Here is a 16149-nt window from a genome sequence, read left to right on the forward strand (position 1 = left end):
ATGGCATACACCCAGGCACACCTTGCGGCTGTCGAAGGTGCGATTGCCCGTGGCGAACGTATCGTTCGCTACAGCGACCGCACCGTCGAGTATCGGACGGTGGATGAACTCATCAAGGCTCGCGATCTGATCCGCACCGAGCTGGCCCAGGCAGCTGGCCGACGCTCACGCGTGGTTCGGCTCTACCACGGAGGTAAGGGCTTGTGAGCGGCCGCTACATCTCCACGCGCTCAGGCCTGCTGGTACCGGAGCGCATCAAGGCCAGCTATGAGGGCGCCGCCGAAGGGCGGCGGTCCTCTAACTGGGATGCCCCTGATACGGGGCCAAACAGCCTGATCATGCCCGCGTTGCGCGGCCTGCGTTCGCGCTCGCGGGCAGCGGTGCGCAACGACCCGTATGCGGCCAACATCATCGACAAACGGGTCAGCAACCTGATCGGTACCGGCATCACGCCTCAACCGCGCTTGCTCGACAAGGCGCTGCGCAAGGCCATGCAGGTGCTGTGGGAGGATTGGGTGGACGAATCGGATGCGGATGAGCGCACCGACTTCTACGGCCAGCAGGCGCTGGTAGCACGGACGGTCGAGCAATCAGGTGAGTGTTTCGTCCGCTTGCGGCCGCGCCGGCTGGAGGATGGGCTGGCGGTTCCACTGCAGGTGCAGTGCCTTGCACCTGAATTCGTCCCGCACGACAAGTTCGAAGTGACGCGGTCCGGCAACGTCATCCGCGCCGGGATCGAGTTCAACAGCATCGGACGACGCGTTGCGTACTGGTGCTACCGCAATCACCCAAGCGACAAGGCCTCGCTCAATGCCGGCTACAACCCTCTGGTGAGGGTCCCGGCCGAACAAATGTTGCACATCTTCGAGCCCTTGGAACCCGGCCAGTTGCGCGGTGTGCCTCGGCTCGCGCCGATCCTGAAGCGCCTGCGCAGCCTGGACAACTACGACGACGCGGTGCTGTTTCGCCAGGAAGTGGCGAACCTGTTCGCCGGTTTCGTTCGCAAGCCCGCGCCGGAAGGGCCAGGGCATCCGCCGATGGACATGCTGACCGGCGCACCGGTTGTCCATGACCGAGATGCGTTCACGCCGATGGTGGCATTGGAGCCCGGCACCATGCAGGAACTCGGGCCGGGGGAACAGGTGGAATTCTCCGACCCGCCCGATGGCGGCAACAACTACCCCGACTTCATGCGGCAGCAACTGATGGCTGCAGCCGCTGGCGCAGGTCTGCCTTACGAGCTGATGACCGGCGACATGCGCGATGTGAACGACCGAGCGATTCGTGTGGTGCTCACTGAGTTTCGCCGCCGGCTGGAGCAGTTGCAGTTCCAAGTTTACGTCCACCAGTTGTGTCGTCCTGTGCGAGCCGCATGGATGGACATGGCTGTGCTGGCCGGGGCGTTAGAACTGGAGGACTACGTCCTGCGGCGGCGTGAGTACTTGCGCACGCGGTGGGTACCACAGGGCTGGGCCTACATCCATCCCGTTCAAGACGTTCAGTCGCGGATGCTCGAGGTGGGGGCGGGTTTCGCCTCGCGCACGGAGATGTGCCTTCGCTCTGGTACGGACGCGGAAGTCGTGGACGAAGAGAACGCCGCAGATATCGCCCGGGCCAAGGACCTGGGCCTCAACTACAGCAGCTTGTCGGCCATCAAGGATGAGCCGGATGAGCCCGACGAGAAGGGGAAAACATGAAACCGTTGATGCCGTTCCGCATCTTCAACAAGGCCAAGCCCATGCCGCAGGTCGAGGATGGGCACTGGTACAAGATCGCTGCAGCCGCCGAGGGCGAGGCCGGGGCCAAGGTGATCGAAGTCTATGTCTACGGCGAGATTGGCGCCTGGGGCATCACTGCGAACCAGTTCATTCAAGACCTCAAGGCGGTGGACGATGGCGTTTCGGAAGTGGTGGTGGCCTTCAATACCAACGGGGGTGATCTGTTCGAAGGCCTCGCGATTCACAATGCACTCAGCCGGCTGGGTGAACGCTGCACCGGCCGGGTCGATGCCCTGGCGGCCAGTGCTGGCAGCGTGGCGGTATGTGGTGCGCACCGCGTGGTGATGGCATCGAATGCCATGCTGATGATCCACAACCCCTACACCTGGGTAGGCGGCGATGCCGAGGACCTTCGGCGCGTGGCGGATGTTCTCGACCAGGCGCTCGAGGCCATGATCGCTGCTTACAAGGCCAAGGCGCCGAATGTCGATGACGCTGAACTGCGGCGTCTGGTCGATGCGGAAACCTGGCTCACTGCCCAAGAGGCCGTGGACCTTGGCTTGGCCGACGAGATCGGCAACGGCATCAAGGTCCAGGCTTGCTTGGGGCAGGGGGCCACTCTGGCGCGGTACCGGAATACCCCTCAGGCGTTGTTGGATCAGCTCCAGGCCAGCCAGGCCGAGTCAGAAACCCCGAGCGAGCCCGCTCCGGTTGATGAGCCCCCAGGGCCCAGCACGACTAACTCGACGGCGTTGGCATTGATGATCACCCAGGCTTGTGCGAAAGCGGGCATCAGCAACCTGGTCGAACCGCTGATCGCATCGACCAAGCTGGCCGACGAAGCCACGGTCCAGGCAGCGTTGACTCGTGCCAAAGCCGTGCGAGACCTCTGCGTAGCGGCGCGCTTGCCCGAGATGGCGGTCGAATATGTCGGCGCTGGCCTGGACGCGACCGTGGTTCGGGCGCGGCTGTTCGACAAGTTGGTCGGCTCGGGCAAGGGCTTCGAGATCGACAACACCCTTCCGCCGGCTGCCGATGAGCCTGAGACAGTCCAGGCGAAGCTTCCAAACCCCAGCAACATTTGGTCTGCGCGACGGCAGGCCGCTCAACAACGCACCGGCAAAGGAGCCTAAGCATGAGCAAAACCTATGTGGAACCGGTGCATGCCGGTGAATTCCTGCTGTCTGAGGGCGCAGGAAAGATCTCCCGCGAAGTCATCGAGCTAGCCCCTGGTGCTGCCTTGGTCGCCGGTCAGCTTCTCGGTCAGCTCACGGCCTCCGGCCAATTCGCTCCGTACAATCCCGAGGCTGCAGACGGTAGCGAGACGGCCAAGTGCATCTTGTTTGCGTCCGTTGGTGAATCCGACGTAGCCCGGCGCGGACGCGCGGTAGTACGCCTGGCCGAGGTGAGCGAGGGGCTGCTGACTGGCCTCGACCTTGATGCCGAGAAAGCCCTGGCCGCGCAATTCATCATCGTTCGCTAATAGCGAGCCCACCCTTTTTCAGCCCCGCCTAGTGCGGGGTTTTGCATTTCTGGAGGGCCTTCATGGCTGACATCGATATTTTTGAAGACAACGCTTTCTCGGTTCCCGCGCTCACTGCGGCGATCAACGAGCAGCCATTCGTGCCAGGGCGCCTGGCTGAATTGGGGCTGTTCGAGGAAGAGGGCGTGACCACGGTGACCGTCCAGGTCGAGAAGGACGGCGACACTCTGGCCTTGGTGCCAGCGGGCGAGCGGGGTACTTCAGGGCTGGTGGTCAACGGTAGCAAGCGGATCCTGCTGCCATTCAATACCGTTCACCTGCCCGAGCGCTTCGCCATCAAGGCGGACGAGATCCAGGGCATCCGCGCATTCGGTGAGCAAACTGAGCTGCAGGCGGTTCAGGATGTGGTCAACAAGCGCCTGGCGAAGGCTCGGCGGCAACTGGATGCCACGCATGAATTCCATCGCATGGGCGCGCTCAACGGCCACGTGCTGGATGCGGACGGCAAGACAGTTTTGCTGAATATCTACGCCCGCTTCGATCTTGATCCCATCGAGATCCCGATGGAGCTGACCAACCCGGACACCAATGTCCGGGTGAAGTGCGTGGATGCACTGGATGCGCAGGAAGATGCCTTGGGCGCCGCTACCACCAGTGGCGTTCGGGCTTTCTGCGGGAAGAACTTCTGGCGAGCGCTGATCGGGCACAAGAGCGTCGCAAAAACCTACGAGGGCACCCAGTACGCTGCGGCGTTGCGGGCTGACGGTCGCGAAACTTTCGAGTTCGGCGGTATCACCTGGGAGCGCTACCGGGGCAAGGTTGGCGGCATCGCCTTCGTCGCGGACGATGAGGCGCGGCTGGTTCCAGAAGGTGTACCCGGCCTGTGCATCACTCGCTTCGCGCCGGCTGACTACATGGACACGGTCAACACCGAAGGCCTGCCGTACTACAGCCAGTTGGAAATGATGCCGTTCAAGAAGGGTGTGGCCGGTGAAGCCCAGTCGAACCCGCTGCACCTGGTGACCCGTCCTCGCGCCATTCTCCGCTTGAAGCTCTGACCATGGGCTTCCGGGACCTGATAACTGACGTTGACGCCACGGTGTTCGAGATCCTGGGCGACACCGTGCTGATCGAGGGGCGCGAGGTGCTGGGCATGTTCTCAGCCCCTTGGTTGCAGCCCAAGCTCGGCCAGATAAGGACCGCGTTGCGTGAACCCCACCTGGTCATCCGCGTGCAGGACAACGTTGGCATCGAGGTGAAGCACAAGGTGTTCTTCGATGTGCCTCAGGAGGATGGCGGCGGCAATTATCTCATCACTGGCATTGAGCCGGGTGGCGATGGGCTGGTGACGCTCATTCTGAGGAAATCGTTATGAGTGTTGGTAGCTACTACAAGCAGTCGGCCTCCAGTGGAATGATCTCGCTGAGGATCGATCCGCAGGATGTGAAGGGCTTTCAGGACTTCATACGGTCGGTCCCCAAAGCTGTTGCTGCGGCGCAGCGTCGAGCCATCAACAAGGTGTTGCGCTGGCTTCGGACGCACATTGCTCGCGATGTCGGGCGTCAAGAGCGCATCGCGATTGCCGCAGTGCGACAGCGACTCAAGGCGTTCCCTGTCTCCAGCAATGGGCAGGGCCGGCTGTGGTTCGGCATCAACCCCATTGAAGCCAGTCGGGCTGGCCGGCCACGACAAACCCGCTCGGGCGTGTCGGTGGCCGGGCGGCGTTATGAGGGGGCCTTCTTCAAGCGTGTCTACGGCGGCAGCCCGGACATCTGGATCCGTACAGCCAGCAAGCACTTCGACGCGAGCGACTACCCCGACAGCGAGGTGTCAGGCGGTGGTGGCCGCCGGTCTGGTTGGATCTCTGAGAACGACAGCCGCTTCCCCTTGGCCAAGGCGAAAATCTCGCTTAATGACGCCCGGGCGCACTTCGAGGCCTGGACCAATCGAGCGCACGAACGCCTGCAGTTAGTGATGGAGCAGGAAATGAACTTCGAGCTGCAGAGGTATTTGCGGAGAGCGGGCAATGGATGACGATCCGATCCCCCTTGGCCAGGTGTATACCGCCATTGAGGAACATATCAAGGCGGCGATCCCTGGCCTGGCCTACGTCGGGACCATGCCGGAGAGCATCAGGGTTATCCCGCCGCCGGCAGTGGTGCTCGAGCTGGCTGGGTTCGAGGCTGCAGATAAGGACCCAGGCACCGGTGAAGTCGCGATGGAGGCGCGCTTCGAGGCCCGCGTGATCGTTGGCCAAGAGGAGACGAACTGTCTGCAGGTAGCGGCATTCGTCGCTGCGCAGTTGGCGGTGTTGTTGCGAATGCAGTCCTGGGGCTTGCCCGTTGAGTTTGCCGAGTTTGTGCGGGCGGAACGTGACTGGACGCGGCCTGAGCTGGATGGTTATGCCGTATGGGTCGTCGAATGGGTGCAGGTCATCTATCTAGGGACCGAGGAGTGGCCGTGGGAGAACCAACCGCCGGGCTCTCTGGTGTTCGCCTTCGACCCCGACAGCGAGCATAACTACCAGGCGCCGGAGGACATGGCATGAGCTATGTAACTGGGCAACACGACCGCATTTTGGCCGGCCTGGTTATTCCTTGCTATGTGGTGGGCGTCGACCTCGGGGCCGCCCGGGTGCGCGTCTCCGACGGCGGCGACTGGACCAGCGCCTGGGTGCGCTGGCATGCCTTGGCCGCCGGCAAGGCTCGCCACTGGCGTGCGCCAAGCTTGGGCGAGCAGGGCGTGCTGGTCAGCCCGAGCGGTGAGCCGGCACAGGGCACATTCGTGCCGGGCCTATACGGCAACGCCGGCGCGCCACCGGATAACCGCGACCATGTCGAGGTGTGGCGGTTCGATGATGGCGGCTCGCTGGTCTACGACTGGCAGGTCAAGAGCTACACCATCACGCTCCCCAGCGGCACGGCCAAGGTCAAGGTTGGCGGCAGCGAGGTGGTCGTTACGGATAACGCGATTGACGCCAAGTCCGGCGCGGTCACCATCACCGGCCCCGTCACCATCAACGGCACGTTACTCGTAACGGGCGATATCAATGGTGGCGGCCGAATCATCGACACGGCCGGTAACACGGCCAATCACGAGCACTGATAACGTCATGAGCCAACTTGAAACGCTGCCGGCGAAGCCTGACCGCTTCACGGTGGCCAAGCTGATCGAGCAGCAGATTGACCAGGTGTATGACCGCTTTCGGATGCGTCAAGCCTGGGAGCGCGTAATGGCCAACATCGAGCCGGCCGAAATGGCCGAGGGTATGTGTATGGCCCTTTCGCGCGGCGGTTTCACGCGTAAACAGGCGGCGCCGCAGGTCACGCTGAATATATCGGGCAACGTCGATCCCGAGGTGCTGGCCAGCGCGCTCAAGAGCGCGCTGAACGGTGGCCGGGCGGCGACCCTGTAACCCCACCATCCACCCCTAAAGCCCGCTTTTGCGGGCTTTGTCATTTCTGGAGGGCCTATGGCTACCAAGAAACCCACGGACGCCGAGCCCCGCACGCCGGCGTTGGTGACCTACCGCGACACCGTTTTCACTTCCCGCGTACTGATCGTGGGTGAGCGGCAGCTGAATGTGGCCGCTGGCAAGCTGCAGGTCGACGAGGTCGACGCCGAGGCGCTGGCCTACCTGGAAGCGCACGCCGACTTCGAGCGCCTGCCGCCGGCGGAGTAAGGCCATGATCGGGCTGGATCGTCGCACCGGGCAGCCGCTTTCCGGCGTGGCCCACCTGAAACAGTCCATTGAGGACATTCTGACCACGCCTGTCGGTAGCCGGCGCATGCGGCCGGAGTACGGTAGCCACCTGCGCCGTTACGTCGACCTGCCGGTTAACGAAGGCTGGAAAAGTGCAGTCCAGGCTGAGGTGGCGCGCGCCCTGGGGCGCTGGGAGCCGCGCTTGAAACTGGAGCGTGTGCGCGTGGTGGCAGTGGTCGGCGGGCAAATCACGCTGTCGCTGTCTGGTGCCTATCTCGGCGACGGCGTTGTACTTGAGGTGAGTGCATGATTGACCTGTCTTTGCTTCCCCCGCCTGATGTGGTGGAAACCCTGGAGTTCGAGACGCTGTATCAGGAGGTGCTAGGCATCTTCCGCGATCATATGGGCGATCAATGGACCGCGCTTCTGGAGTCCGATCCGGTGGTCAAGCTGATCGAGACCATGGCCTACCGCGAGTTGTTGATGCGTGCTCGAGTCAATGATGCGGCCAAAGCTAGTCTCCTGGCCTATGCCAAGCGCGCCGACCTGGATAACCGCGCGGCCGACTACGGCGTGCAACGGCTGACCATTCGGGCAGCTGATCCTGACGCGGTGCCGCCGGTGGAAGCGGTCATGGAGGGTGACAATGAGCTGCGTTACCGCACGCGGTTGTCGCTTGAGGCGTTATCGGTCGCAGGCAGCAGTGGGGGGTATGAATACCACGCCCTGAGTTCGTCGGCTGACCTGGCGCACGTTTCCGTCGATTCACCCCGTTTTTCCGGGGTGGCGGTAAGTGATGCGGTTAGGGCGCAGTTACCGGCCGGGGCCATCGTGGTGGTGTGTGACTACGCTGCCGGCCTGGACAGCCCGCTGCCTGGCGACGTATCGCTGACTGTTCTGGCGGCGCCGAACAGCACTACCCCCTCGGCGCAGTTGGTGGCCGGGGCTCTGGCCGCTTTGTCGGCGGAGGATGTGCGGCCGGTGACCGACCGCCCGCGTGTCCAGGCCGCGATCCCCACTGACTTTATGGTGGAGGCAGTGCTTTGGGTGGAAAACGGGCCAGACCCTAACGTTGTCCTAGCGGCAGCGCGGGCCAGCTTGGATGCCACCATTGCCGAGGCCCGGCGTCTCGCGGGTCAGTTGCCGCTTTCGGCGGTCTATGCCGCATTACACGTAGCGGGAATCAACCGTGTGGATCTGGTCAAGCCGGTGGAAGGGGTGGTGTGTGACAAGCGGCATTATCCGCGCGCTACGTCGATTACCCTGACCGCGAAGGTGGTTAAGTGAGCCTGCTGCCGCATAACGCCACGCTCCTTGAGCGAGCGCTGGAGGCGGCCAGCGAGCTGGGGGTAGACCCGGGGGTCATCCGGGGAGTGGCGGACTCGGCGCGCTGCCCGCCTAGTTTCCTGCCGTGGCTGGGCTGGGCACTCAAGGTCGAGGGCTGGGAGGCGGCGGATGCTGAGGAGCAGCAGCGCGACCTGATCCGCGAGGCAATCCCAGTGCACAAGACCAAGGGTACCGTTGGCGCGATCCGGCGGGTGCTCAAGGCTGTGCGGGTTAACGCCGAGTTCAAGGAGTGGCACCAGATTCCGAATGCCGCGCCGTACACCTTTCAGATCACCGCGTGGGCGAACGATAACCGGGGCGGCGAAGGCTCGGTTATCTCGCCGCTACTGGCTGATCGGTTGCGTGCCTTGGTCGATGCGGCAAAGAACGAGCGCAGCCACTACGAGTTTCGCCTGGGGGCGCGCTTCGACGGCGGTTTCGTCCTCGCCAATGCCGCGCAATCGCGCACGGTGCAGCGCCGAACGATGGAGCCGGCGGCGGTTCCGCTCGATCCCTCGGCGCAAATCCTGTTGCTGGCCAACGCCGCCAACGTGCTCGGTGTTAACCGGCGTACCGCCGAAGCACAGGGCGTTCCAATCAATGCTGAATCGGGCCTTGTTACTGCTAACGCAGTGCGGGGCTACGTCGTCGTGCGCGGCACGATGGAGGCTGTTTTATGAGTACCCCGTTACAACCCGTCATCACCAAGGCCGGCTTGGCGGCGATTTTCAGTGCAAGTAATGCAGGTTTTGCCGCTGAGATCACGCACATCGTCGTCGGCACTGGCTACTACACGCCCAGCAACGAACAGAAAACCCTGCGCAATCAGGTGGCCAAGTACCCGATTGCCGGCGGCGAGAAGCTGACCAGCACGTTGTTGCACCTGACCGCCGTTGCGGATGGTGCAGCCGCCTTTTGGGTCCGTGAAATCGGCTTTCTGCTGAGCGACGGCACCTTGCTGGCCGTGTGGTCGCACCCCACTGAGGCGCTGGCCTACAAGCCCGCTGGCGACCAGCTGCTGCTGGCCTACGACCTATCGCTGGCTGCATTGCCGGCCAATAGCGTCACGATCAACACCACGGCGGCCGGGCTCAACCTGACCTTGGCCGAGCCACTGGCGGCGATGGCATCCGCGCTGATGGGGGAACAGCTGCGCAACGTGCTGCAGCAAGACCAAATCAGCGAGTTAATGCAGGTCCAGCGCATCATGCTTGCACGATTGGGGCATCTGCAGACCCGCATCGAGCAGGCCGAACAAACCCATGCAGCGGACCACGACGGCCTGCTGAGCATGGGTATTGCCGCTACTGACTCCATTATCTCGACCCAAACACAACTGACAAAACACCTGTACGGAGCGTGACAAGACTATGAGTCTCGAAACTGAAATTGCTGCACTTACCGCGACCGCCAAGTCGCTGATCGACTATTTCAATCTCAAGAAAAGCGACATTGATAAAGCAGTGGCCGCTGCGGTTGCTGCCGTGCCCGCCATGGAGCGGACCTGGTACATCAACCAGGTGACCGGCAGCGACGATAATGCCGGTACCATCGCAGCGCCGTTTGCTTCCATCGACAAGGCCATCGCTAGCACGCCTTCCGGGGGCACCTGCAACATTCGTTTGATGTCCGACTACATACACACCAAGAGCACAGTAGTTTCGGTACGCAATTTACTGATTGCCAGCGATGTAACAGGAGTGAAGCGAAAATTCAGCCTGACTTATCAGATGGGCAGTGATGCGCAGTACTTTTTGTCTGGCTTCGCCATGTCGAGTTCGGCAACTGTCGCGTTCCTGGATGTACTTCAAGTCATGCCAAGTCCGGCGGGGCTTAACCCCGCACCAAGCGGTACCGCCAACATCATGTTCAGGTCTTTCAGCCTGCAGATTGCAGCGCTTTACGCAATCAAGTACGCATCATGCGAGATGCAAATGCCGGCCGATTTCGTGGGCTATCTGGCCCTGCAGCACACCAACGGGCTGGTACTGCAGGTGGTTTCCTCTAGCTTCCCCTCGGGCTTTGCAGGCCGCTATGCCTATGGCGTTCCGGCCGGTGCGCTATCGAAGGATTACCCGAACATCATGACCAATCTGAGTACTCTGTAAGGAATCGTTATGCAAAAGTTTAACCTGTCTGTCGACATGGGCGGCGGCATCATTCTGCAGGGCTACCTCTACGAGGAGCTGCCATTGGCGGCGGCTGTGAAAGCGGCGGCGCTGCAGATCGACCAAAGCGCTGACCAGGCGCGAACCAGCATTATCGGTGGCTCGCTGCGCGTGGTTGAGTATGAAATGGCCGAGCAGCAGGCCGCCGCGTTCAAGGCCGCCGACTTCCAAGGTGAGGTACCGGCCATGGTGCAGGCCGTGGTCGACGCGGAAGGCGTAGAGGCTCAGGAGGCCGCCGAATCGATGCTGGCCGAGGCCGAGGCCTGGCGCGGTGCGCTGTGCGAAATCCGCGCCATTCGCTTGAAGGGAAAGGCCCAGGTGCTCAAGGCGAACAGTCATGCCGAGGCCGAGGGTCTGGCAGACGCGGCGATTGCAGCGATTCGTGACAGTATCGCCGGCATCATCAAAGCCTGAGCCTGTTTCGTCCCCTTGAGCGCCCCGATTATCGGGGCGTTTTCGTTTCTGTAGGGCCGCCTAGTGCGGCCCTTTCTTTTGGAGCTATTCCATGGCTGGATTCTTTCACGGCGTTACCGTCACGAACGTCGACAACGGCGCGCGCACTATCTCCTTGCCGTCGACCTCCATCATTGGCCTGGTCGACACCTTCACCCCGGGGCCTGGTGCGGATAGCACCCCAACCGCCAAGGCGAACGACCTGGTTCTTATCACCAGCGAGCGTGAGGCCATCGCCGCCTTTGGTGCTGGCTCGGCCATTGCCAAGGCCTGTCAGGCGATCTACACCCGCGCCAAGGCGGTGATCGTCGCCTGTGGCGTGACCAAGGTTGAGGATGCGGCCGCGCAGACTTCAGCGATCATCGGCGGCGTGCTGGCCGACGGCACCCGTACGGGTCTGCAGGCGCTGCTCGATGGTAAAAGCCGTTTCAACGCTCAGCCGCGGCTGTTGGTGACCCCTAAGCACAGTGCCACCCTGGCGGTGGGCACGGCGCTGGTCGCCCTGGCTGACAAGCTGCGCGGTATCGCCATCATCGACGGTCCTGGCACTACCGACGAGGCCGCCCAGGCCTACGCTGCCGAGTTCGGCGCCAAGCGCGCGTTCATGGTCGACCCAGGCGTCAAGTACTGGGATACCACCGATTCCGCCACGGTGGATGCGCCAGCCTCGGCCTGGGTGGCCGGCCTGTTCGCCTGGACCGATGCCGAATACGGTTTTTGGGCCTCGCCGTCGAACAAGGAATTTGCCGGCATCACCGGCACCACCCGTTCGGTGGAGTTCTTGGACGGCGACGAGACTTGCCGGGCCAACCTGCTCAACAACGCCAATATCACCACCATCATCCGCGATGACGGCTACCGCCTGTGGGGCAACCGCACCCTGTCGAGTGATCCTAAGTGGGCCTTCGTCACGCGCGTGCGGACCATGGATATCGTCATGGACGCGATCCTGTATGGCCACAAGTGGGCGGTCGACCGTTCGATCACCTCGACTTACATCAGGGATGTGACCGAAGGCCTGCAGGCGTTCATGCGCGACCTCAAGAACCAGGGCGCAATCATCAACTTCGAGGTCTATGCGGACACCGAGCTGAACACCACCAGCCAGCTGGAGCAGGGCAAGGTGTACTGGAACATCCGCTTCACCGATGTGCCGCCGGCGGAAAACCCGAATTTCCGCGTCGAAATCACCAACCAATTCCTGACCGAAGTTCTCGACTCGGCTGCATAAGGAGCGCTTTACATGGCAATGATTCCCGAAACCCTGGCCAACCTGAACCTGTTCGTGGATGGAATCAGCTTCCAAGGCGATGTGCCCAGCCTGACCCTGCCCAAGCTCACCCTCAAGATGGAGGAGCATCGCCCCGGCGGTATGGATATGCCGGTGGAGATGGACCAGGGCATGGAAAAGCAGGAGGCCAGCTTCACCACCACCGGCGTGCGCCGCGAGTCGTTGAAGTTCTTCGGTCTGGCCGATGGTACCGCCTTCAATGGCGTGTTCCGGGGCGCCTTCAAGGGCCTCAAGGGCAAGATCAATCCGGTGATCGTCAGCCTGCGCGGTAGCCTCAAAGAGGTCGACATGGGCGACTGGAAGGCCGGCGACAAGGCCGAGATCAAGCACGCCGTCAGCCTGACCTACTACAAGCTGGAGGTCGACGGCCGCACGGTTTACGAGATCGACGCGCTGGGCATGCGCCGCGTTATTGAAGGCGTTGACCAGCTGGCCGAGCAGCGCGCTGCGCTCGGCCTGTAATCCAACCTCCCCACGAATTCAAGGAAGCACCCGCATGACCACCAAGAAAACCCCAGCCTGGCTGAGCCTGTCGGCCGACCGCGTTACCGTAACGCTGAGCAAGCCAACCGAACTGAACGGCGTGACGGTCGACACCGTCAGCCTGCGCTCGCCAACCGTGCGCGACATTCGTGTGGCGCAGCAGGGCGCCGGCGACGATGACGAGCAGCGCGAGCTGAACCTGTTCGCTTCGCTGGCCGAGGTCAGCGCCAAGGACCTGGAGGGCATGGCCCTCAAAGACTACACCCGCCTGCAGACCGCATATTTTCGCCTGGTGCAAGACGACGTCGTTTGATGCGGTCACGCAGAAGCGGCTGGCCAAGCGGCTGGCCGCCGAGCTGAATTTCTCGGCCGCAGAGATATCCGGCATGTCCTTTGCGGACATGCTGTGGTGGCTCACCGACTGAGTAGGGGGGTAGCTGATGGCTAAGATGAAGATTGCCCTGGAGATCGGCGGTTCCGTCGCTTCGTCGGTCGGTGCTGCGTTCAAGGACATCCAAGGCCGTATCCAGAAGCTCGAGCAGACGAGCAACAAGGCCAAGGTGCTCAAGGGCACCATTGGCGACACCATGAAGCTGCAGGCCGAGTGGAAGCGGGCGCATGACACCGGCGCCGCCGGCGCTGACAAGCTGCTGCGTAAGCTCCACGGCAATCTGGAGTCACTGCGTAAGCAGGGCGTGGAGGTCGGCCGGCTAAGCCGTGAGTATCAGCGCCTGGCACGGGAGGCGAAGGGTGCCGACTTGCAGCTAAAGGGGCATCAACAGATCAATGCGGGCAAGTCGGGGCTCAGGTCCAACGCAGCGGCGGCCGCCGTGGGCGTGGGCCTGGCGGCCGTGCCGACCAAGATCAGCGCCGACTATCAGGCGATCATCCGCGACATTGCGATCAAGGCCGATGCGGTCAACAAGCCCGAGGAGGTGCAGCTCAGCCGCACCGTGATTCAGACGGCCAAAGACACCGGCATGGGCCGCAATGATGTGGCCGACCTGATCAACCAGCTGGTCGGCGCCGGCATGGAGCTGGAAAAGGCCATGGCCTATGCGCCGACGGCGGCCAAGTTCGCCGTCGGCCAAGGCGCCTCGGGCGTCGACACGGCCAGCATGATCATGGCGCTGCAGCAAAACGCCAAGATCAGCGACCCCAAGGTCATGGAGCAGGCCCTGGAGGCCATCGCCTACCAAGGCCAGGCGGGCAGCTTCGAGGCCAGCGACATGGCCAAGTGGTTCCCGCAATTGCTCGCCGGCATGGAAAAGAACGGCATCACCGGCATGGACTCGGTTTCATCGCTGGGCGCCATGCTGCAGGTGCAGATGAAGACCGCCGGCAGTTCGGATGAAGCGGCGAACAACTTCAAGAACTGGATGGAGAAAATCGGTTCCAGCGATGTGGTCAAGGCCTACAAGGATGCAGGTATCGACTACCAGGCCTCGCTGAATACCGGCCTGCAGAAGGGCATGAACGTTATCGAGTCCTCCATGGCCTTGGCCATGAAGTACGTCGAAGCGACAGACCCGGCGAAAGCCAAGAAGATGAAAGAGGCCCAGGCCAACATCGACAAGGAAGTTGACCCGGAAAAGGCCAAGGCGGCGCTGGAGGCGCTGGAAAAGACCCTGCGCACCGGTGACCTGTTCGCCGACATGCAGGTCAAGGCGGCGCTGACCGCCTATGCGCAAAACCGGGGCCTGTATGCCGACCTGAAAGCCGACTCGCAGAAGGCGACGGGCATTCTGGATAAGAACCTGGCCGAGCGCCGCGAAACATCGTCCCAGCAATGGGCCGAGACGGCCCAGGCGGTCGACGATGCCATGCGCAGCATTGGCGATGCCATCCGCCCGGCCACCGACATGGCGGCGAAGGGGCTGACGGCGGTTGCCCAGGGCATCACCACGCTGTCGGACAAGTTCCCGGCGGTGATCATGGGGCTGGCTGGATTGGCGGCGGGCATCAGCGGGTTGCTGGCGGTCCGCAGCGGCGCCAGGGTTGCGCGGGGCGCGTTCAACGTCGCGCGCGGCCGCGCCTGGAGCGCTCGACGCGGCGGCAAACTTGATGAGGCCCCGGCTGAGGCGGCGCTACCCAAGACCGGCAACCGCGTGCTCGATGCCGGCGTGGGCGTGCTGGGCAAGGTGTTTGGCGCACCGGCCAGCAATGACCCGGCCCCAGGCGTCGGCAGCGAGCCGCAGCGCGTGTTCGTGGTCAATGCCGACGCTATCGGCCGGTTTCGCGGTAGCGTGGCTAATTCGGGCCCTGCAGAGGCTGGTAGCCGTCGTGCGCGTCGTCGCCGCAGGCGCCGCGCCGGGACCATGGCCGATGTGCGCCGCGCGCCGGGTGCGTCAGTGCCAGCGGCTAAGGCGCCTGCAGTTCATCTGCCGGCGGCCGGTGCGTCGGCGCTTGCTGGTGCAACGGAGGCGGCCGGTGAAGCGAACAAGCTGGGGCGGATGGTGCGCAGCGTGCGCGGCATCACCCGAGCCGCTGGCAAGCTGCCGGGTGGCAAGCTGATTGACGCGGTACCGGGCGCGCTCGATGTGGCGTTGAACGCCGAAACCCAGGACGAAAAGGCCGAGGGTTACGGCGGGGTGGCGGGCGGCATGGCCGGCGCCATGGCGGGTGCGGCCGCTGGTGCAGCGATTGGCTCGGTTGTGCCAATCCTTGGCACCGCTGTGGGTGGTGCCATTGGTGCAGCCCTCGGTGGCCTCGGCGGTGAGTCCGTCGGCGGCTGGCTGGGCAAGAAATGGTTCGGTGAGGAAAAGCCCGAGTCGGAACAGGTGGCAAGCGCCGAACCAGCGGCACCGGTGGTCAAGGAGTCCGCGCCTGTGCCGGCCCTGCCGGTTGCGGGCGTGATGCCGGCACCGGTGGTCAAGGACCTGGCGCCGGCGGCGGTCATCACCCGGCCGGCCGCGCCGTCCAAGCCAGTCGATCAGATGACTGACGCCGAAGTCGAGCAGGCCTATGCCAAGCTGCCGAAGTTCGCCCAGCGCGACCTGTTCGACGGCGTGGGTGGGTTCGGCGGTACCGGCGCGGGCCTGGGTGAGGACTTCGCCCCGACCTTGACGCTGGATGCCAAGCCCGCCAAGCCGCGACCTGAGCCGCCACCGGTGGATCAGATGCAAGCGCTTGGCATGGCTGTGCGCGAGCTGCAGAAGGTGCCGCAGCTGCCGCCGTCGATTGCCCCGGTGGTTTCGCAGGTGGTCAAGGGTGGCGGTGAGCCTGGCGCCATGGGTGATGTGGTGCGTTCCCTGGTGGCCTCGGTGCAGCCGCCGGCGGTGGCCCTCCCGGCGGCCGCCAAGGCCGTGGAGAAAGCCAAGGCAGAGCCGGCGAAGGTTGACCAGTCGTTTACCTTTGCGCCGACCATGCCCATCACCGTGCATGGTGATGTGAAAGACCCCAACCAGATCGTGCGCGAAGCCGAGCAGGCGCTGCGTGTGATGTTTGAAGGGTTCCAGCGCGAGGTGGCGGCCCGCCAGGCCTCGGTTAGCTTGTTTGATGCGGCAGATGTCGCTTAAGGAGGT

At 63.3% G+C, this 16149-nt stretch carries 21 protein-coding genes; all 21 read left to right on the top strand.

Features of this window, described 5'->3' with window-relative positions; all coding sequences use genetic code 11:
* Positions 1–207 (top strand): hypothetical protein, encoded by a 207-nt coding sequence (locus E5221_RS09880; protein ID WP_021785548.1) that lies wholly within the window; start codon positions 1–3, stop codon positions 205–207.
* Positions 204–1697 carry a phage portal protein gene (locus E5221_RS09885; protein ID WP_196183249.1) on the top strand — a complete coding sequence of 498 codons (1494 nt, stop codon included), beginning with the start codon at positions 204–206 and terminating at the stop codon, positions 1695–1697. The genes E5221_RS09880 and E5221_RS09885 overlap by 4 nt, the downstream gene beginning before the upstream one ends.
* Positions 1694–2851 carry a head maturation protease, ClpP-related gene (locus tag E5221_RS09890; RefSeq protein WP_196183250.1) on the top strand — a complete coding sequence of 386 codons (1158 nt, stop codon included), beginning with the start codon at positions 1694–1696 and terminating at the stop codon, positions 2849–2851. The genes E5221_RS09885 and E5221_RS09890 overlap by 4 nt, the downstream gene beginning before the upstream one ends.
* A 2-nt stretch (positions 2852–2853) precedes the next feature.
* Complete coding sequence (locus E5221_RS09895; protein ID WP_019096806.1) at positions 2854–3201, top strand: head decoration protein; 348 nt, start codon at positions 2854–2856, stop codon at positions 3199–3201.
* A 62-nt stretch (positions 3202–3263) separates the two neighbouring features.
* A complete protein-coding gene (locus E5221_RS09900) occupies positions 3264–4259 on the top strand; it encodes a major capsid protein (protein WP_196183251.1) in 996 nt (331 codons plus the stop codon).
* Between the two features lie 2 nt (positions 4260–4261).
* The gene (locus E5221_RS09905) at positions 4262–4576 is read left to right on the top strand and encodes a hypothetical protein (RefSeq protein WP_196183252.1); all 315 of its coding nucleotides are present in this window, start codon (positions 4262–4264) and stop codon (positions 4574–4576) included.
* Complete coding sequence (locus E5221_RS09910; RefSeq protein ID WP_196183253.1) at positions 4573–5235, top strand: hypothetical protein; 663 nt, start codon at positions 4573–4575, stop codon at positions 5233–5235. Before E5221_RS09905 ends, E5221_RS09910 begins: the two co-directional genes overlap by 4 nt.
* Positions 5228–5749: a hypothetical protein gene (locus E5221_RS09915; RefSeq protein WP_196183254.1), complete on the top strand. Its 522-nt coding sequence runs from the start codon at positions 5228–5230 to the stop codon at positions 5747–5749. Before E5221_RS09910 ends, E5221_RS09915 begins: the two co-directional genes overlap by 8 nt.
* Complete coding sequence (locus E5221_RS09920) at positions 5746–6306, top strand: phage baseplate assembly protein V (protein ID WP_247847270.1); 561 nt, start codon at positions 5746–5748, stop codon at positions 6304–6306. The genes E5221_RS09915 and E5221_RS09920 overlap by 4 nt, the downstream gene beginning before the upstream one ends.
* Before the next feature lie 7 nt (positions 6307–6313).
* Complete coding sequence (locus E5221_RS09925; protein WP_196183870.1) at positions 6314–6616, top strand: hypothetical protein; 303 nt, start codon at positions 6314–6316, stop codon at positions 6614–6616.
* A 57-nt stretch (positions 6617–6673) separates the two neighbouring features.
* The gene (locus E5221_RS09930) at positions 6674–6883 is read left to right on the top strand and encodes a hypothetical protein (RefSeq protein ID WP_247847271.1); all 210 of its coding nucleotides are present in this window, start codon (positions 6674–6676) and stop codon (positions 6881–6883) included.
* Between the two features lie 4 nt (positions 6884–6887).
* The gene (locus E5221_RS09935) at positions 6888–7214 is read left to right on the top strand and encodes a GPW/gp25 family protein (protein ID WP_108480868.1); all 327 of its coding nucleotides are present in this window, start codon (positions 6888–6890) and stop codon (positions 7212–7214) included.
* The gene (locus E5221_RS09940) at positions 7211–8191 is read left to right on the top strand and encodes a baseplate J/gp47 family protein (protein ID WP_196183872.1); all 981 of its coding nucleotides are present in this window, start codon (positions 7211–7213) and stop codon (positions 8189–8191) included. The genes E5221_RS09935 and E5221_RS09940 overlap by 4 nt, the downstream gene beginning before the upstream one ends.
* Positions 8188–8910 (top strand): phage tail protein I, encoded by a 723-nt coding sequence (locus tag E5221_RS09945; protein WP_247847273.1) that lies wholly within the window; start codon positions 8188–8190, stop codon positions 8908–8910. Before E5221_RS09940 ends, E5221_RS09945 begins: the two co-directional genes overlap by 4 nt.
* Positions 8907–9593, top strand: coding sequence for a phage tail protein (locus E5221_RS09950; protein ID WP_196183864.1), 687 nt, complete (start codon positions 8907–8909; stop codon positions 9591–9593). The genes E5221_RS09945 and E5221_RS09950 overlap by 4 nt, the downstream gene beginning before the upstream one ends.
* 7 nt (positions 9594–9600) lie before the next feature.
* The gene (locus E5221_RS09955) at positions 9601–10338 is read left to right on the top strand and encodes a hypothetical protein (RefSeq protein WP_215520934.1); all 738 of its coding nucleotides are present in this window, start codon (positions 9601–9603) and stop codon (positions 10336–10338) included.
* Between the two features lie 9 nt (positions 10339–10347).
* Entirely contained in the window at positions 10348–10812 is a 465-nt protein-coding gene (locus E5221_RS09960) for a hypothetical protein (protein ID WP_196183862.1), read from the top strand.
* Positions 10813–10903: 91 nt separating this feature from the next.
* Complete coding sequence (locus E5221_RS09965; protein ID WP_196183861.1) at positions 10904–12082, top strand: phage tail sheath family protein; 1179 nt, start codon at positions 10904–10906, stop codon at positions 12080–12082.
* Positions 12083–12094: 12 nt separating this feature from the next.
* Positions 12095–12604, top strand: a complete 510-nt coding sequence (locus tag E5221_RS09970) for a phage major tail tube protein (protein WP_196183860.1) — start codon at positions 12095–12097, stop codon at positions 12602–12604.
* 34 nt (positions 12605–12638) lie between these two features.
* Positions 12639–12938, top strand: coding sequence for a phage tail assembly protein (locus E5221_RS09975; RefSeq protein ID WP_196183859.1), 300 nt, complete (start codon positions 12639–12641; stop codon positions 12936–12938).
* 124 nt (positions 12939–13062) lie between these two features.
* Positions 13063–16143 carry a phage tail tape measure protein gene (locus E5221_RS09980; RefSeq protein WP_247847731.1) on the top strand — a complete coding sequence of 1027 codons (3081 nt, stop codon included), beginning with the start codon at positions 13063–13065 and terminating at the stop codon, positions 16141–16143.
* Positions 16144–16149 lie beyond the last annotated feature (6 nt).

The sequence above is a fragment of the Pseudomonas sp. A2 genome (genome assembly GCF_023100865.1).
Classification (GTDB): Bacteria; Pseudomonadota; Gammaproteobacteria; order Pseudomonadales; family Pseudomonadaceae; genus Aquipseudomonas; species Aquipseudomonas asiatica.